Here is a 15,236-nt window from a genome sequence, read left to right as displayed (position 1 = left end):
TTACAAAAATCTTTGATTGCCGAAGCGAACACTTCTCTCTCTATACCCTAAAGACAACATCAAATATGCTGCAGATATTGCATCAAGAGCGTCATCATGGGTTTTATTATCCCCCTTATACGAATAAATATCATTAAATACAGAAGAACTGCTGTACTTTGTAATGTAAAGTTTCTTGTAAGTAAACGGCGTAATCAACGTTGTTATTCTGCTAAATTTATTAGATTTTGGCTTAACTGGGACAATTCTAAAATATTGCCCCATATTATTTCTTAGCAACATGTATTCACGAGTCAATCCACCAGCACCTTTTGTATTGTCTCTATCTTCTAAATAAAGTGTATGTACATTGAAATTCTCTAAAACGGTCTTAACCATATTCATAATATACGGGTCATTGGCTGGTCTTTGGTCTTGTAATACAAAAACATAATACCTATCATCAACCCGCTCCATAACACATAATGCTGTGTTATCTCCGCCAACACTAAATGCTGGATCTAAATATGCTATCGGGCTAGTAAATACATAATCATCAGTAATATTTATTTGTGTAAAAATTGAATCGGTGCTTACTATCCATGCTCCTAGCAAAACTCTTGCTTTATATGATGGTATATCTTTATATAGCTTTTCTTGTGTTTCTATAAATCCTTTGCTGAGTAGAACATTATCATAAGTTGTAAAATTATATGTCTTAAAAGTTGCTATATTATCAATATAATCGGTTTTAAAATAGTGCTCTGGATGATCAGGATTAGTATCAAAAATAATAGTTTCTTGCCCACACCTAAGTCTTTTTAAGATTTCTTCTAACGTTTGCTTGTGTAAAGTTATAGCCTCATTCACAAAAATAAGTGCGGAATTGCTACCCCTAAACCTTTCAAAATCATTTGCCTTGTCTCCACCGTATAGATTAATTCGCAGTGAATCAATCAGAATATATGAATTATTCGTATGTCTTGGAATATACGGGATTTTAAGAAGTTTACATAGCTTTTCAAATTGTCCCAAAACATTAACTTCAACTGAGCGTTGAGAATTCCCAATAATGAAATTATTCGTATCGCTAGAATATAACTTTTTATTTTCAATTAAACTTTTTAGAAAAAGGTAACATGCAAGATACGTTTTACCACTAGCTATGCCTCCGCTGAGTATAATCTTTTTTTCATTATTCTTTTGAATGCTTTTTATCAAATTTTTTTGCTTTAAAGTTAACTGTTTATCTTCAAACTTATCAAAATCAATTGAAGAGTTTGTTGGCTTTACAAATTGTGATATATCAACTCCATATTTATTTTTGTATTCTTTTTGTAGTGTTGTAAAAAGTTTCGTTTGATATAAGTTCACTTGTGCCCTTTATTATTTTTGTAGTTGTTTTTGCTTTCAGTTCCGTGAAGCGTAGCAAGTTTTTTCATACATTCATAATAAAGCTCCATTTCTCTTATTAAATATTCCTTTACATATTCATTAAGTTCATTTTTCAAAGAATTAATTTCTTCATTCTCAACTAATTTATTTTTTTTATTGCTTGCTTTATTTAATGCATCAATTTCGTTTCTTAAATTTTCTATTTTAGTACGTATGCTAACGAGCTCAACACCAAAATGTTGTTTAAATGAACGTATAAACCCTAATTCTAAATTAGCACGTTCTAAATCTAATTCGCTTATAACTTTCCTAGCGTTAACTTCTGATTTAAAAGTTTGTGATAAAAGATGTTCAAAAGTATCTTCACTAATTGATAATCTAGAATCATCATTAACAGAACTTTCGCCACTTTCCCATTTTCTCCTCATTCTCCATACATTTACCCTAGAAACTCCTAATTTAACCGCTATTTCTCTATCATCTAACGATCCTTCTCTAAAGAATGCAACATAATCATCAAAAGATCTTTTAACTTTTTTCAAAAAAATCCTCTAAAATAACAAATTGTTACTCTAAATAGTAAATCAATTTGTTAATTGTTAACATAAACTGTTAATTCCTTTATACCTATTAAAACTTGCCCTATATTTACAATATTTATTAATATAAAAACGAAACATTTCAAATATTCAAAAAGGAACATTTATATGTATCAAAAACAAATATTTTTATTATTTTTAACAGTAACATTAAGTTTTTCTTATGATCAATCTCAATACAATGGGTATATGGAAAAATATTATCATAAGAAAGGCAAAACAGACACGCACATATCCTTTTTTCAAACCTTTAGAGATGATGATGAAAACGGCTATTTGGGTAAAGGGAGTATTTCTACTATCCTTGTAGGAAAAGATGAAAAATTAAGTCGCCTTAGCTTTACCACTTCAAGGTTTATTAAAGACGGCAAAGAAACCTCTTATATGGGGTTTAACTTAGAATACCATTACGAAATAATATTTAACAATCCATACCCTATGTTACATAACATACGTGAAAAAATTAGCAATGTTAAAGTTAAATTTCTTTTTGATAATGGCCCCGAAAAAATAATAAGAGAATTAAATCAAAAATTTGTAAATGATAGAGTTATGTGGGAAATTTGGGACAAATCACGTGATAAGCGTTCAGAATATATTAGGATTAATCTAATAACCTCTGATCCGGGTATAGAAAATTTACTTTCAAAATTATTAAAACATAAAACTGTAACAATAACAATTGACATTACTGAAAGTGAAGATCCCGGCAAACTAACTCGATCTATAACTTTTGATCTTGATGGTTTTCAAAAATTATACAAAAAGCATAGCTCATTTTTTACCTAAAATAAAAGAACAAGACAAATTGTTAGTCTTGTTCTTCACAATTTATATTTTTAAAACCATTTTTTCTATTCTTCTTTATTATTTAACTTTTTAAGTTCTTCTTCAATACTTTTAAGTGCATCCTCTATAACTTTTTTTGCTAACTGATCACTATCAGTATCAGTGCTGCTAGAATAACTTACATTTAAACACAATTCTTTTGCACACTTTAAGGCCTGAAATCCAATTTGCCCTTGTTTTTTAACTTGATCCCCTTGAGTTCTTCCATCAGTAGATTTAACTTGACTTTCAAAGTCTTTAAATTTATTTTGAGCATCTTCTAATTCTTTTTTTCTTTTTTCTATTTTTTCTTTTAACGCTTTCTCAAGGGTTTCTAATTCTTTTTCAAATTTTTCTTTATCTTCTAATTTTTCCTTTAATTCTTCTATTTCCTTTTCATATTCAAAATATGTTTTAAAAGAAGTACTCTTGGAATTCGATTTCTCTATTTTCTCTTTTAATTCTTTTATTTTTTTTTCGAGCTCTTCTTTTAATTTAGAATCTTCAGAAACGCCTTGATCTACTTGCTCTTGTGGTTGATCACCTTGCATTGCAATTTTAACTTCTAAGCCATCATCAAAGTTTTCAAAGCCTCCAACCAACTCTTTATCCTTTATCACATTTTTTGAATCCAAAACATCTAAATCTAAAAATCCCTCAACTTTTTCTTTTACATTTTATTTTAAATCTTTACCAGTTGCAAAATTCTTGCAAGAAATTATCAAAGCAAAAATAGTACAAATAATAAATATTTTCATTTTCTTATTCATAAGTTACTCCATAAGTCCTAAATCATAAAGCAACATCGAATAAATACAATATTTTAAAGATTTAAATATATAATTTTGTTACATTCAGCTATTACATATTAACAAAACGCAAATGTAATTTTAACCAACTCACCAAAATCTCTCCATTGCAAATGCACTACTCATTATAAAAGACTACAAAATACATACAAATTAAATTTCAGAGTCTTTGCTATATATTAGCTAAAGTATGTAGTCTTTCTTAGCCGACACCCTTCAAAACACTCTCTTCTGTTTATCACAGCCTTCCCACAATCCAAATTCCACATGCAATGAGAACTCTCAAAATTTGACTAAAATTTTTAGTTTTTGGTACAATATAAATTACTATTTTTATCTATTTTTATTACTTTTACTTAATTTAAAAGTAACACTTCAAAGGAGAGGATTTTATGGATATGAATAATTATTTTAATTTAAATAATTTCAACACAGATTTTATGCTCAAATTCTTAAAAGACTATCTAAATCTATTAAATGAAAACAAAATTCTTAAAAATTCACTCGAAAATTCATCTAAGTCTACTAAAAAAGCTTCAAAACCAACTCCTAAGTTTTATTTGACCCCAAAAACTATCAAAATAATTGAAAAATGCGTTAAATCATTAAAAAAATTTGACCCTATTTCTGGTTGGTTTCTACATCTACTGGCAATAAGTGGATGCAGGGGTGCTGAAATTCAAAAAGTAAAAATGCAAGATATTACTCCCCTATTAAACAAAGCTGGAGAAACTTTTTACAATATAAAAGTAAATATCGCTAAAAAAAGAAATGTCACTTGTATTAGAGAAATCATCATTAATTCTGAAGAATTTCAGGCTATTCAAAAAGCTCACGAAAATTATTTTAATGAAAAAAATCTTGACTCGCGACGTACTTATCTTTTCCAAAAAACCAAACACAAGTTCAAAGATAACCAAATTGATATTATCAATATTTCTAGAAAATTTAAAAATCTTCTCAAAAAATCAGGATTTCGTGCTAATAAATCGCTTCATTTATTTAGAAATTTGTTTATTTCATATTTAAAGTCTAATGGTTATAACTCTTTCCAAATTAAAGAGCTTATGAAATATCATTCAACTTCCGAAATTGATAATATATATGGACTCTCTGCTGCTAATAAAATTCATGCTTATAAATGCATGAAAAATAACCTTAAACTCTAGCAAAACTATTTCAGTTTAAATATACGTTTTGAAGTTACTTTAAATATTTTTCCACGAGATTTCAAATCAAGTGAATCATACAATATTTCTTTATTTTTTGTTGCTATAAAGTGATACCCATTAACCTTATCGATTTTAACTTCACTTATTTCAAATTCATTGGCTGCACCCAAATAATTCGACGTTTCATATCTTACACTACTTCTAATTCCGTAGTAATTAAGTATCATACATGGATTTATAATAAAACAATTACTCTTGATGTAACCAAATCCTATAAATCTATAATACGCTGTATTTATTTCATAAGCATTAAATTCACGTTTCTTGAATAGACTTGTATAGTAATGTAGACACAAAAAGTAACAACCCCATTTTTGTATCTCTGGTCTTAAAGTTCTATTGTTTTGTTTTATTTTATTAATAATCATTGATTTCCTCTCCTATATTAAATTATTTCTTTAATTTTTTAGTGCACCCATTCACATGGGGACACTGACATTATTTGCAAATGCTATATTGCTAGGGGAAAATACTATACCACTTGTTGGCAATAGTCCCTTCAATCTATCTGATATTGCCCTTTTCTTAGGATCAAGAGTAAACACAAACTCTCCAAATTTATAATTTAACTGCTCAATTAGTGGATATGTATTCGTAATATTGTAAATTAGCATCTTCAGCCTATCTTTAATAGGCTTTTCTCTTTTTTTATTTTCGTTTTGAATTCTATTTAATTTTTTTTGTAGAATATCAATCTCCATTAAATCACACGCAAGATTTTCAGCAGATTGATTATCCTTAATTTCAAGGTCTACGCAATCAACATATTCTACAAATTCTCTTGCCCAATCAAACTCAACTCCAAAACTATAAAATTCACTTCTTTCTACTAAATCTTGGACAAGCTTTATAAACGCATCCTTGTTAAAATTGTGTGCCATTAAGCATTTCTCTCTATAGTTTGTAACTATGTCTCTTATTATATTGAAAACTTCCTTGTCACATTTACCAATAAATTCAAACACTTTTGATATTAGGGCCCCATTTCTCTTAATCTTACAGTTAATTGGTGTAGCATCGATTAAAAAGAATAAATTACAATACTCAAGTCCAGTACATGCTAACTGCATTTGCGCTTGCACATAGTATTTGAAAAAATATTTACTGCTTAAAAAATTGCCATTTTTATTGTACTCAGCAATTGCACTGCTCATATAATTAGAATCACTACTTTTAATCTCTAAAAGTTCTAAATCACCATTATTATTAATAAGCCAACCATCAATTGTTGAGCCTACCAAAGTTTCTGAACTTCCCATTTTTTTGAAATAGTTATACTTATCAATTCCATTGGCATACTTGTTTTTATACAAAATCTCAATATTATCACCATGTACTTTAACAAATTCTCTAAATCCTAAATTCTCTAACTCCTTGCCCTTGAGCATATACAAATTCTCTTCAAAAGGTAGGCTCATTCCAAAATATCTAAGCACTCTATTCATCATTAAATCCTTTAGTCCTACGCCACCAATTAGAATACTGCCTACTTCACTAGCACCGTATCTATTTAGCTTGTTTCTTTGCATACTAAAATCAAGATTGCGATTAAATCTAAAACACTCTTGACTACTTATTCCTGGTAATTTTTTACCTATCCTGCTTAATTTATTTTTTTCTTTAATGGAAGAAGATTTTTCCTCAAATACTTCACATCCAGTAAAACATTGTTGATTAACACATATCATTTTGGATTCTCCATTTTGAACATTTTCTTGTGGGTTATTATTTTTGTTTGAAACATTTACCATGTTTCCCTCCTGTAGTTAATTTATAAAAATAATTATAAAGCAAAAACTATTTTTGACAAGCTTTTTATAAAAATTTTTGTTAGAAAGTTAAAACTTGGCTGAATTCTCTATTGTCTACTAAAAACTTGGTGAAACCCTAATTTTAATTTATTTGCAAATTCAAAACAGGTGATCAAAACTGAAAAATGTTTAAATAATTACGCTGTTTGTAGCAGCGCTCAACTTAAAATTAAAATCAATTTGTATTTGTTAAAATAAAAGAACCTACTTAAATTCTCTTATTAAAAAATTCAAATGAGTTCTAATTTATAAGAAAGTAAACATAAAATATTTCTTTTTAAGAATTTAAATCAAGATTATAGTATTCTATTTAAAAAATAAGCTATATACTCCCCCAATATTTTAAAAAATTTTAATCATTCTCAATTAAAAAAATACTTATTGAATATAGAGTAAATAATTGAAGCAAGCATTATTCCTGCTATTAGCATTACTTATCTTGTTCTATTACTTGCATTAAGTTCATTTTTTAAACTAGATATATCTTTTTGAAAATTCTTTTCTACATTAATTATTTATTGTTCTAAAGAATTCATTTTCTCTTTTAGAAATTCAAAGTTATAATTAACATTATGCAGAAAAACAAAATCTATTGCCTCTTCACTAAACCCTTTATTTAAAAAAAATAACCTTATATTTTCTATTTTAAGAGCATTGTAAGTTAAATTACTCATAAAATCCCCTTTATTATCCTTTTAATTCTTTATATCTTTTTAAAAGTTTATTAAGAAAATCCTTTTGATTTTCAAGAAGTTCTTCCAAAATAAACGCTGTAAATTTAGAATGGTTTTTATAGAAATCATAACTTTCTTGTTTTTTAAGTTGAAATCTTAGCGGTTTTATCGGGTTTTGTTTTGATTTTTTTATTGTTTTGCTCTCTTTATTTCTTAATACAATCAACGTTTCCAGTATACCATTTTTTATTAGAAATTCTTCTTGTATAATCCCATCTTCTATTGCATTAGCAATTTTTAAGTAATTATAGACCTGTGCTCTTGCTAGTCTATAATCTTTAGAAAAAGCTTCAAAACTTTTATAACCATCAAGCCGATAATAATGATTATCTTTAATTTCTTTTAAAATTTTTAAAGTTTCTAACTTACAATAGATTTCTTTTTTAGAATTAATTTTTAATTTCTCTTTTAGAGAATTATAATGATTTAATACACTATCAGCAATAGCATAATTTTCATTATTACTTAAATCTCTTTTATTAACCTTAATATCCAATTTAACCTCCTTTTATATTAAACACGTCTAATTATTAGACTTTATATTTTTTTTAAAAAAATTTCTAAAATATTTTCATATTCTTTTATATAATCTTTATTCAAATCAAAATTATTATTTTCTGCTATTCGTCTATTTAAGTCTTCTCTTTCAGATATTGTTCCTAAAAACTTATCTTTTGTTTTTAACATTTCAACCAATGTTTTATGTGTTCTATTTTTTTTAAATCTTGTTATTATTAAAAATATAGGTAAAAATAAATTTAATTTTCTTACAAAGAAATTAAATAAATCTAAACTTTCCACTGCCCACTTTTCGGCTGTCATCGGAATTATTACATAGTCACTACATAAAAGTGCATTTTTTAATGTAACATCTAAACTAGGATTTGTATCAATTACTATATAGTCATACTTATAATATAAAGTTCCTAGGCTGGTTTTTAACAAAAAATCTTTATGTTCAATTTCATCTTCACTAAAATTATGTAGTGTGAGATAGCTAGGTATAAGATCAAGATTATTATCTACATTTATAATGGCACTATCGATATCTACATTTTCTTTCAAAATTTCATAAATATTAAATTTGGTAAAATTAATGCCTTGTTTTTCTAATTTTTCGTAAAAATAACTAGTAATAGATGCTTGAGTATCCATATCAATTAAAAGAATTTTATTTTTTTTTGATAATAAAGTTGCCAAAATTATTGCACTTGTACTTTTGCCAACACCGCCCTTAATTGACGCTATTGTTATTATTTTAGTTTTTTTATTATCCATTTAATTAGCGGTCCTTTCTCTAAATATTTTTCCCATAAAATTTATATACTTGTTGTTCTAAATCTGTAAACATACTAAATAAAACTTTGTTGTAGTGATTATTTGTTCTTTTTTTATCCAATAAACGATATAGCCCCTTAAAATAGCAAAAAACACTGCCGACTTTAAATCTAAATTCCATATAATATGCCCTTGCTAATGAATATGCTTTTTTAGTCCCGTTTATTTGATACTTTATTAAAGATTTTTTTATTGGTTTTCTATAGCCATAAAAAATGCCAATAAACTTATCTCCTTCTTTGATTGTGTACAAGTAAGTTTCTTCAACAATTCTTTCTCCATTAAATAATGCCCTTAATGCTAATCTAAATTCATGCTTTTTCTCATAAACACCAAATTTGTAAATATCCATCATTATTTTTGTATGGTACATTGCTTTCCCATTTTCTTTTTCAATCAAAATAAAGCGTTCTTTGTTTTGGCATTCAACTTTACATTTACCTTCTTTTATAGTTTTAATAAATTCCGACGCATTTCCCATGTTCAGTCCTCATACAGCCCTTCTGTTACATTCTTCTGTGGTTAAAGAATTTCTTTCATCTTTTATTAGTTCTAATAATTCAAAGTAATACGTACCAAATACTTTATTGTATTCTATTTTCTTTTGTTTATTCAAATATTCTTTTATAATTGGTTTGAAAATTTCAATATTTATATCTTTTTTTAGTTGTTCAATAAGGATATTAAAAATGTTTGTCCTTAAATTCTGATAACTTTGTTGAGAATTTTGTTTTTTTCTTTTAATCGATTTTTCCAATTTGCGTTTTATGATATCTAAATCGCTATATTTATGATTTTCTATAATAAAGTGGGGTTTAAATTTGTAACTTTCGTATACTTTTTGCAAATTTATTTTTAATTGTTCCGAATTATATCCATTTTGTTCGAACTCTTTCTGAGTGTTATTTAGAATGTTTTTTAATTTGTTTTGCTTCTCTTCCATGCAAGATGTTTTTATACTAAAACGTTTTATTAGAGCAATTTCATTTTGTTTTAGGATTTTCATTGCCTTAATCTTCGTATCTTTATCAGTATCTAAATCCAAAATAGAAAGAGCTTTTTCAGATTTAAAATTACATTTATTGAAATAATTTTTTATTTGACACTCTTCTATTTTGTTATTCTCTCTTTCTTCTTTTATATTATTATTTTTATTATTAAAACACTCCACTAAATCTACACTACCATTTTTAGAAACATTGTCTTTAAAATAGTTATTAACTCTAGATTTAAATCTAGAGTTTTTTCGTTCTTTAAAGTACTTGTTGATGTTAAGGTAACACTCTTTTTTAGGATAATTGAGCTTATAGTAAATTTCAGTCCCACAATTTACACCCATGTGTTGGTAGTAGTTGGTTGTTACTTTTAGTGCTTTTTCTAATTTGTAAAGATAATTTTGCATAGTTCTTAGTGTAGTGGGAGCTAGCCCATTTCTTTTTAGATTTTCATTAAAGTAATAGAGTATGGTTTTTTGTGTGTATTTCTTATGGGTTTTGTTTATGTACTCTAGTGTTGAGGTAAGAACAATTAATTTGTATTGATATTTGTTGTGGCAAGTTGGACTTTCTTTGCTGGCTAAAACATCTTTCATGTTTTTCTCCTGTAGTTAATTTATAATAATTACTATTATAGTGCATAATTTTGATTTAAAAGTAAATACTTTTCAAAAAAATATTAAGTTTTAATTATTAATTTTGTTAAATTAATACACTTTTTGTAACGTAGTAAAAATACAAATTGATTTTAATTAAAAATTGGGCTAAACTACAAACAGCGTAGTTATTTGAACATTTTTCAGTTTAACTACCTGTAGTTAATTTGCAAAAAAATTTTTAGCACGGGCTTAACTAATTTCTTTAGTAGATAATAGAGAATTTAGATAAGCCCTATTTTTTTGTAAAAATTTTATAAAAAGTAGGCAATAATTGTTTTTGCTATATGTTTATGTATAGTAAAATAACTTTATCATTATTAGATAATCCTAAAAACTAAGAATAAGGTCTGTCTAGATGCTCAAACAAAAAATTAGCCAAGCTCTATTTTTTCAAAAAAATTTTTGTAAAAGACTTGTCAAAAATAGTTTTTGCTTTATAATTATTTTTATAAATTAACTACAGGAGGGAAACATGGTAAATGTTTCAAACAAAAATAATAACCCACAAGAAAATATTCAAGCAGAAATTGACTTTATAAGGGATATGAAAACTCTAAGGATGAACTTAGCAGGAATTGATAAAAATCTTAAAGGTTATGGGTATAAGTATCAAAATTTCAACGAAATAGTTAGAGAAATTAAAAACGTTATTGATAAGCATAATTTGGAGCTTGATTTTGGCCAATTTCCAACTTTTACAGTTGTAGAGGGCCAAAAAGTGCTTCACGTAGTTAGAACGACATTTTACAGTACAAACACTGGGCATAAAGACTCATTTGATACACCAATACTTACAGAAAATTTACAATGGAACAATGAAAATGGCTCTAAAAATGTAAATACAGTGCCACAAGCAGTAGGCGCATCTATTACTTATTTTAAAAGATACGCTTTAGTAGCATATCTTAATATAGAAAGTGAAGTTGATACTGATGCAGCGCCTATTTACAACAATTATTAAAATGGAAATTCTATACCTAGCAAACAAGCTAGTGTTAATCAAGAACAAAAAAAAGATATTAATCAAAACCAAAATAAAAAACAACTTTAATAAAAAGTTGAAAACGGGCAAGTTTTTTTGCTATGAAATTTTTAGAGACGCACTGTTTAACATAAAAAATTGGGTAAATGAAGGTAAAGAAAAAAAAACAATATAAATGCTCTTATTTGGGCATTATTTATTGATAATGATGATGCTATAGCCGATCTTTTTAAAAGAATCCCAAGCTTAAGAGTATAGAATATTGGGTGGGCCTTATAAAAGGCGATTTCGACAAAACCAATAAATTCGATGATCTAAATAAGCTTAAAGTATTTATATATGATAAGAAGATCGTTTATGGTACAAGTGTATTAAAATTCTTTTGCATGTTAAAAGAAGAAAGACAATTTAATTATATATTTGCAGCATATCAATATTCTTGCATGGCAAAGCCCCCAATTTGGGGGCTAATTTATATTATGAATTGTTGCACGTACTACTTGTTTGTTCTGTAAATTTATTTATATCTCTCTTTAAGAGATTCTTTAACCAAAGCTTTGAAAGTAGTTTTCTGTTCATTAGCGTTTTCACCAGTACATTTAGCAAGTTCACTTTTTATATGGTTAAGCGTTTCATTTATTTTAGATTCATCTTATCTTAAGAATTTATCAAATTCTTCATCATTCTCCAGGGCTTCTTTTAACCCGTCAAAGTGTGTTTTTTGATCATCAGTTAGCTTTTTTCTAAGCGGGTCTTCTTTAGAGATTTTAGTTTTTCTTGCGGTACTTATTTTTGGCTTAAATTGCGTTTTTCCTTACTTTTTGTTTGGTTTCTATTGGTATCATTAGAATTACAGCCGTTTAGCATTAGTAAAAATAAACAAAATAATGTGTTGATGATTTTCATTTTTTTCTACAAATAAATAATATTTAATTATTGTACTAAATTTTTAGAGAAATAATTATTATTTGAATTGATATGCTTTAGGTGAGGTAGTAGCTATTTAGAAATGAAAGCAAATATTAGCCCCGCTATCATTGTTATAGACATTGCACCCATAATTCCCAATACCCATTTAAGCATTTCTGCAAGAGACATTAAATTCTTTTCTACAGTATCTATCTTACTATTAAGTTCATTTTTAACGCTATCAATCTTAGTATCTAAATTGGATATATCCTTTTGTAAATTCTTTTCTACAGCATCAAGCTTGGCGTCTAAAGTATCTATTTTTAGATTTAAATTCTTTTCTACAGTATCTATCTTGGCGTTTAAATTCTTTTCTACAGTATCTATCTTGGCGTTTAAATTCTTTTCTACAGTATCTATCTTGGCGTTTAAATTCTTTTCTACAGTATCTATCTTACTATTAAGTTCATTTTTAACGCTATCAATCTTAGTATCTAAATTGGATATATCCTTTTGTAAATTCTTTTCTACAGCATCTATTTTAAAAACAAGATTATCAAATTTAATATCAAATTGTTTTTCTAAATTTTCTAAATCTCTATATGTTAGCTCATTGTGATAGTATCTTTTGGATAAATCTTGTGCTATTAGTTGTTTCATGCCTATTCGAATAAACTCTTTATATATTTGTTCTTGAGTTACACTGGCAATATTTGTTGACACGGTTTCCATAATATTTTCCCTTAAACTATATTATACACTATTTTAGATTGATTGGCTTTAGAGATTTTTATATGTAAAGTAGAATTTCTTGCAAGAAAAACCTTTTTGTAATTTACATTTTTAATTTCGAATATTGATTATAGACTTTTTCCGCTATTGGTTTTGTTTTTTTAATGTACTCTAAATATATGTTGATATTATGTTTTACCGCAGTTATGGAGTGTTCGTCTTTTAGTGTTGATAAATCTGGATAAGGATATTCTGGATAATTTGGGTCATTAACTTTAACTTTTGTTTTGGCTAAAAATGTTACAAGGTACATAACATACTCTGAAAGTTGTGTTTCGTATTTAGCTAAAGATTTTAGTGTTGGAATAATTGGAGGTTTTGGCTCTTCTGGTAGACTAGCAATAGTAGTGCAACACAATAGCAAAACAATTAGTAGACAATGCAATCTTTTAAGCATTTTCACTCCTTTTAAGTATTTTGATGTATTCTTTCATAATTTTGTTACGTGTTGCTTTAAGAGAAGTGATAATTTTTTTATTTTTGTCAGTAGAGATAGCCTCTATTACCTCAATGTTGTATTTTAAAATATCTTTTATTTCTTCAAATATTTTAGTTGACTCAGCTGTTTCCATAGATTTTAGTGTGCTTATATATGTTTTATAGAAAAAATCTATTACTTTACTAAAAGTATTAATGTAATTATGATCTATGTTTGTATCAGTTTTAGCTATGTTAGTTAAGCTGGATATTAAATTAAGTCCCAATTCAATAGTGTTCTTTTGCATTATTTGTTCTTTCCTTATAAATAGGTTTTCCGTCTTTGTTGAATTTTAGATCCTTAGATATTTTGAGATTTTTATCATTAGAGTTAACTAGATCAATAACCGTATTGATTTTTTCATTTAATGGAGCAAGTACCGCATTTATTGCTGGAGTCAATGCACTTTCAAGTCTTTCTATATTTGCTGTATAAATTAATTTGTAATGAGAATACAGCTCATAAGCCAAAAAGAATCCTTTATGTGCAATTTCATCAAATTCATCTTCAAATTTAGAAAATATATCAATAAGGTTTGATATAGACGCAAGTCCAATTTCAAGATTATCTTTAGATAATTTCATAATTTAATCTCTTTTTTTGATATGAGTATTACCATTTCCATTGCCATTTCTAAAAAGCTTGCCTATTAATATAGTTAATATATCTTTTAGTAAGGGCTTTAGAAGAATTAGCACTCCAAGAATTAGTACTGTGGCAAAAATCATTACTGCTATAAGCTTAATTTCGTTTAAATTGATAAGAAGTTCGGTTATTTTAATACTATCCATTTTTTCAATCCTCGATTTTAATTTTTTATTTTGATATGTATATTATATACCAAAATCACAATTTTTGCTAAAAAAATTTACAGTTTAAAAAGAGCTGGGACAGGATTTCCTGATATGTAGGCTCTTTTTTGGATATACCATCCTTTATACATGGGAACTCTAATAGATATTGAAGAGGCCCCCTCATGCTTATAAACTAGTTTTTTTTGACTTTCGTCGGAATACCTTAGATATAATGATTTACTTCCATTTTTACTATGTTCTATGTCAATATCAATATCAAAGTAAGATGGTACATCGTCAAGATTTTTATTACAAACAAGAGTTACATCATTATATCTTTTCATATTAATAGCTATTGAGTTACCCCCGTATTCCCTCGGATAAAGCGTAGTGCCACTAGTATTATAGAGATAATCAGCGTAAGTAAAGCGCGACGGTAAGCCTAGTAATTGTTTGGGAATGGATATTTTTTCAATAGTACCGAAAGGGCGAAGTGTTAAAAGATAGTCATCTTTAGATAGAGTGGTAGATGATATGCCACTTTCAAGGAATGATCTTATTTTTTTATAAAGACTAGAAAGATTAGTAGAGTCATTATTAATTAGTTTGTTTATTATTTTAGTGTAAATTGTTTCTACAAAATCTGTATTGGCTGCAAGCTCTTCTGCGATTGTAGACTTAATTATCTCTTTAAAATAACTTAATCCTTCTCCTTTAAATGTTTTGTCTTTAGTGGTTTCTAAAAAATCTTTAAAGGTAATAGCGTTGCTACTTGCAACCCCATCATCAAGCAGTAAAAGATCATTGTTTTTAACGATTTTAACCCTGTTCAAATCTTTTATTTGAACAGTTTCTTCTTCATCAATTAGTAATTTATCTTGATCATCAGCCATAAAGCCCCC

General features: G+C 27.1%; 16 protein-coding genes and 4 pseudogenes. 3 read left to right on the top strand and 17 right to left on the bottom strand.

What is annotated here, in order from left to right:
• Together QIA46_RS05640 and QIA46_RS05635 are read right to left on the bottom strand one after the other, a co-directional pair.
• On the bottom strand, positions 1–1,353 hold the full coding sequence (locus tag QIA46_RS05640) for a PBSX family phage terminase large subunit (protein WP_418905958.1): 1,353 nt from the start codon (positions 1,351–1,353) through the stop codon (positions 1–3).
• Positions 1,350–1,916: a DUF603 domain-containing protein gene (locus QIA46_RS05635; protein WP_418905957.1), complete on the bottom strand. Its 567-nt coding sequence runs from the start codon at positions 1,914–1,916 to the stop codon at positions 1,350–1,352. The genes QIA46_RS05640 and QIA46_RS05635 overlap by 4 nt, the downstream gene beginning before the upstream one ends.
• Positions 1,917–2,081: 165 nt before the next feature.
• Between QIA46_RS05635 and QIA46_RS05630 the strand changes: the two genes are divergently transcribed.
• Positions 2,082–2,762, top strand: a complete 681-nt coding sequence (locus QIA46_RS05630) for a hypothetical protein (RefSeq protein WP_418905956.1) — start codon at positions 2,082–2,084, stop codon at positions 2,760–2,762.
• 65 nt (positions 2,763–2,827) lie between these two features.
• Here the strand turns inward: QIA46_RS05630 and QIA46_RS05625 are convergent, their stop codons facing one another.
• Positions 2,828–3,421, bottom strand: coding sequence for a hypothetical protein (locus QIA46_RS05625; RefSeq protein WP_418905955.1), 594 nt, complete (start codon positions 3,419–3,421; stop codon positions 2,828–2,830).
• A gap of 581 nt (positions 3,422–4,002) precedes the next feature.
• Here QIA46_RS05625 and QIA46_RS05620 point away from each other — a divergent pair.
• On the top strand, positions 4,003–4,779 hold the full coding sequence (locus QIA46_RS05620; RefSeq protein ID WP_418905954.1) for a site-specific integrase: 777 nt from the start codon (positions 4,003–4,005) through the stop codon (positions 4,777–4,779).
• 5 nt (positions 4,780–4,784) lie between these two features.
• Here the strand turns inward: QIA46_RS05620 and QIA46_RS05615 are convergent, their stop codons facing one another.
• From QIA46_RS05615 to QIA46_RS05585, 7 genes and pseudogenes are all read right to left on the bottom strand, one after another.
• Positions 4,785–5,210 carry a DUF261 domain-containing protein gene (locus tag QIA46_RS05615; RefSeq protein ID WP_418905953.1) on the bottom strand — a complete coding sequence of 142 codons (426 nt, stop codon included), beginning with the start codon at positions 5,208–5,210 and terminating at the stop codon, positions 4,785–4,787.
• 51 nt (positions 5,211–5,261) lie between these two features.
• Positions 5,262–6,593, bottom strand: coding sequence for a DUF244 domain-containing protein (locus QIA46_RS05610; protein ID WP_418905952.1), 1,332 nt, complete (start codon positions 6,591–6,593; stop codon positions 5,262–5,264).
• A gap of 422 nt (positions 6,594–7,015) precedes the next feature.
• Positions 7,016–7,327: pseudogene (gene bdr, locus QIA46_RS05605) on the bottom strand (Bdr family repetitive protein).
• Between the two features lie 13 nt (positions 7,328–7,340).
• Positions 7,341–7,883, bottom strand: a complete 543-nt coding sequence (locus QIA46_RS05600; protein ID WP_418905951.1) for a chromosome replication/partitioning protein — start codon at positions 7,881–7,883, stop codon at positions 7,341–7,343.
• 41 nt (positions 7,884–7,924) lie between these two features.
• A complete protein-coding gene (locus tag QIA46_RS05595) occupies positions 7,925–8,665 on the bottom strand; it encodes a ParA family protein (RefSeq protein ID WP_418905950.1) in 741 nt (246 codons plus the stop codon).
• Positions 8,641–9,206 (bottom strand): annotated as a pseudogene (locus QIA46_RS05590) (DUF226 domain-containing protein). The gene QIA46_RS05595 and the pseudogene QIA46_RS05590 overlap by 25 nt, the downstream one beginning before the upstream one ends.
• A gap of 9 nt (positions 9,207–9,215) precedes the next feature.
• The gene (locus tag QIA46_RS05585; RefSeq protein ID WP_418905949.1) at positions 9,216–10,316 is read right to left on the bottom strand and encodes a plasmid maintenance protein; all 1,101 of its coding nucleotides are present in this window, start codon (positions 10,314–10,316) and stop codon (positions 9,216–9,218) included.
• 535 nt (positions 10,317–10,851) lie between these two features.
• Here QIA46_RS05585 and QIA46_RS05580 point away from each other — a divergent pair.
• Positions 10,852–11,789: pseudogene (locus tag QIA46_RS05580) on the top strand (ERF family protein); the annotation flags it as partial.
• A gap of 49 nt (positions 11,790–11,838) precedes the next feature.
• On the opposite strand, the pseudogene QIA46_RS05575 reads toward QIA46_RS05580, so the two are convergent.
• From QIA46_RS05575 to QIA46_RS05545, 7 genes and pseudogenes are all read right to left on the bottom strand, one after another.
• Positions 11,839–12,267: pseudogene (locus QIA46_RS05575) on the bottom strand (Mlp family lipoprotein).
• 93 nt (positions 12,268–12,360) lie between these two features.
• Positions 12,361–13,002: a Bdr family repetitive protein gene (bdr, locus tag QIA46_RS05570; protein ID WP_418905948.1), complete on the bottom strand. Its 642-nt coding sequence runs from the start codon at positions 13,000–13,002 to the stop codon at positions 12,361–12,363.
• 103 nt (positions 13,003–13,105) lie between these two features.
• Positions 13,106–13,459, bottom strand: coding sequence for a BBA14 family lipoprotein (locus QIA46_RS05565; protein ID WP_418905947.1), 354 nt, complete (start codon positions 13,457–13,459; stop codon positions 13,106–13,108).
• The gene (locus QIA46_RS05560) at positions 13,452–13,787 is read right to left on the bottom strand and encodes a BlyB family putative holin accessory protein (RefSeq protein ID WP_418905946.1); all 336 of its coding nucleotides are present in this window, start codon (positions 13,785–13,787) and stop codon (positions 13,452–13,454) included. The genes QIA46_RS05565 and QIA46_RS05560 overlap by 8 nt, the downstream gene beginning before the upstream one ends.
• Entirely contained in the window at positions 13,768–14,124 is a 357-nt protein-coding gene (locus QIA46_RS05555) for a BlyB family putative holin accessory protein (protein WP_418905945.1), read from the bottom strand. The genes QIA46_RS05560 and QIA46_RS05555 overlap by 20 nt, the downstream gene beginning before the upstream one ends.
• Before the next feature lie 3 nt (positions 14,125–14,127).
• The gene (locus tag QIA46_RS05550) at positions 14,128–14,331 is read right to left on the bottom strand and encodes a BlyA family holin (RefSeq protein ID WP_418905944.1); all 204 of its coding nucleotides are present in this window, start codon (positions 14,329–14,331) and stop codon (positions 14,128–14,130) included.
• A 77-nt stretch (positions 14,332–14,408) separates the two neighbouring features.
• Positions 14,409–15,227: a DUF685 domain-containing protein gene (locus QIA46_RS05545; RefSeq protein ID WP_418905976.1), complete on the bottom strand. Its 819-nt coding sequence runs from the start codon at positions 15,225–15,227 to the stop codon at positions 14,409–14,411.
• Positions 15,228–15,236 lie beyond the last annotated feature (9 nt).

The organism is Borreliella carolinensis (genome assembly GCF_032595855.2).
Lineage (GTDB): Bacteria > Spirochaetota > Spirochaetia > Borreliales > Borreliaceae > Borreliella > Borreliella carolinensis.
The sequence above is the reverse complement of the archived record's forward strand: the minus strand, read 5'-3'. Positions and strand labels throughout refer to the sequence as shown.

Coding starts and splice junctions, on each gene's coding strand:
- bdr (WP_418905948.1), bottom strand. CDS start 13,002: ATGGAAACCGTGTCAACAAATATTGCCAGTGTAACTCAAGAACAAATA.
- QIA46_RS05560 (WP_418905946.1), bottom strand. CDS start 13,787: ATGCAAAAGAACACTATTGAATTGGGACTTAATTTAATATCCAGCTTA.
- QIA46_RS05595 (WP_418905950.1), bottom strand. CDS start 8,665: ATGGATAATAAAAAAACTAAAATAATAACAATAGCGTCAATTAAGGGC.
- QIA46_RS05550 (WP_418905944.1), bottom strand. CDS start 14,331: ATGGATAGTATTAAAATAACCGAACTTCTTATCAATTTAAACGAAATT.
- QIA46_RS05630 (WP_418905956.1), top strand. CDS start 2,082: ATGTATCAAAAACAAATATTTTTATTATTTTTAACAGTAACATTAAGT.
- QIA46_RS05565 (WP_418905947.1), bottom strand. CDS start 13,459: ATGCTTAAAAGATTGCATTGTCTACTAATTGTTTTGCTATTGTGTTGC.
- QIA46_RS05610 (WP_418905952.1), bottom strand. CDS start 6,593: ATGGTAAATGTTTCAAACAAAAATAATAACCCACAAGAAAATGTTCAA.
- QIA46_RS05585 (WP_418905949.1), bottom strand. CDS start 10,316: ATGAAAGATGTTTTAGCCAGCAAAGAAAGTCCAACTTGCCACAACAAA.
- QIA46_RS05555 (WP_418905945.1), bottom strand. CDS start 14,124: ATGAAATTATCTAAAGATAATCTTGAAATTGGACTTGCGTCTATATCA.
- QIA46_RS05615 (WP_418905953.1), bottom strand. CDS start 5,210: ATGATTATTAATAAAATAAAACAAAACAATAGAACTTTAAGACCAGAG.
- QIA46_RS05545 (WP_418905976.1), bottom strand. CDS start 15,227: ATGGCTGATGATCAAGATAAATTACTAATTGATGAAGAAGAAACTGTT.
- QIA46_RS05620 (WP_418905954.1), top strand. CDS start 4,003: ATGGATATGAATAATTATTTTAATTTAAATAATTTCAACACAGATTTT.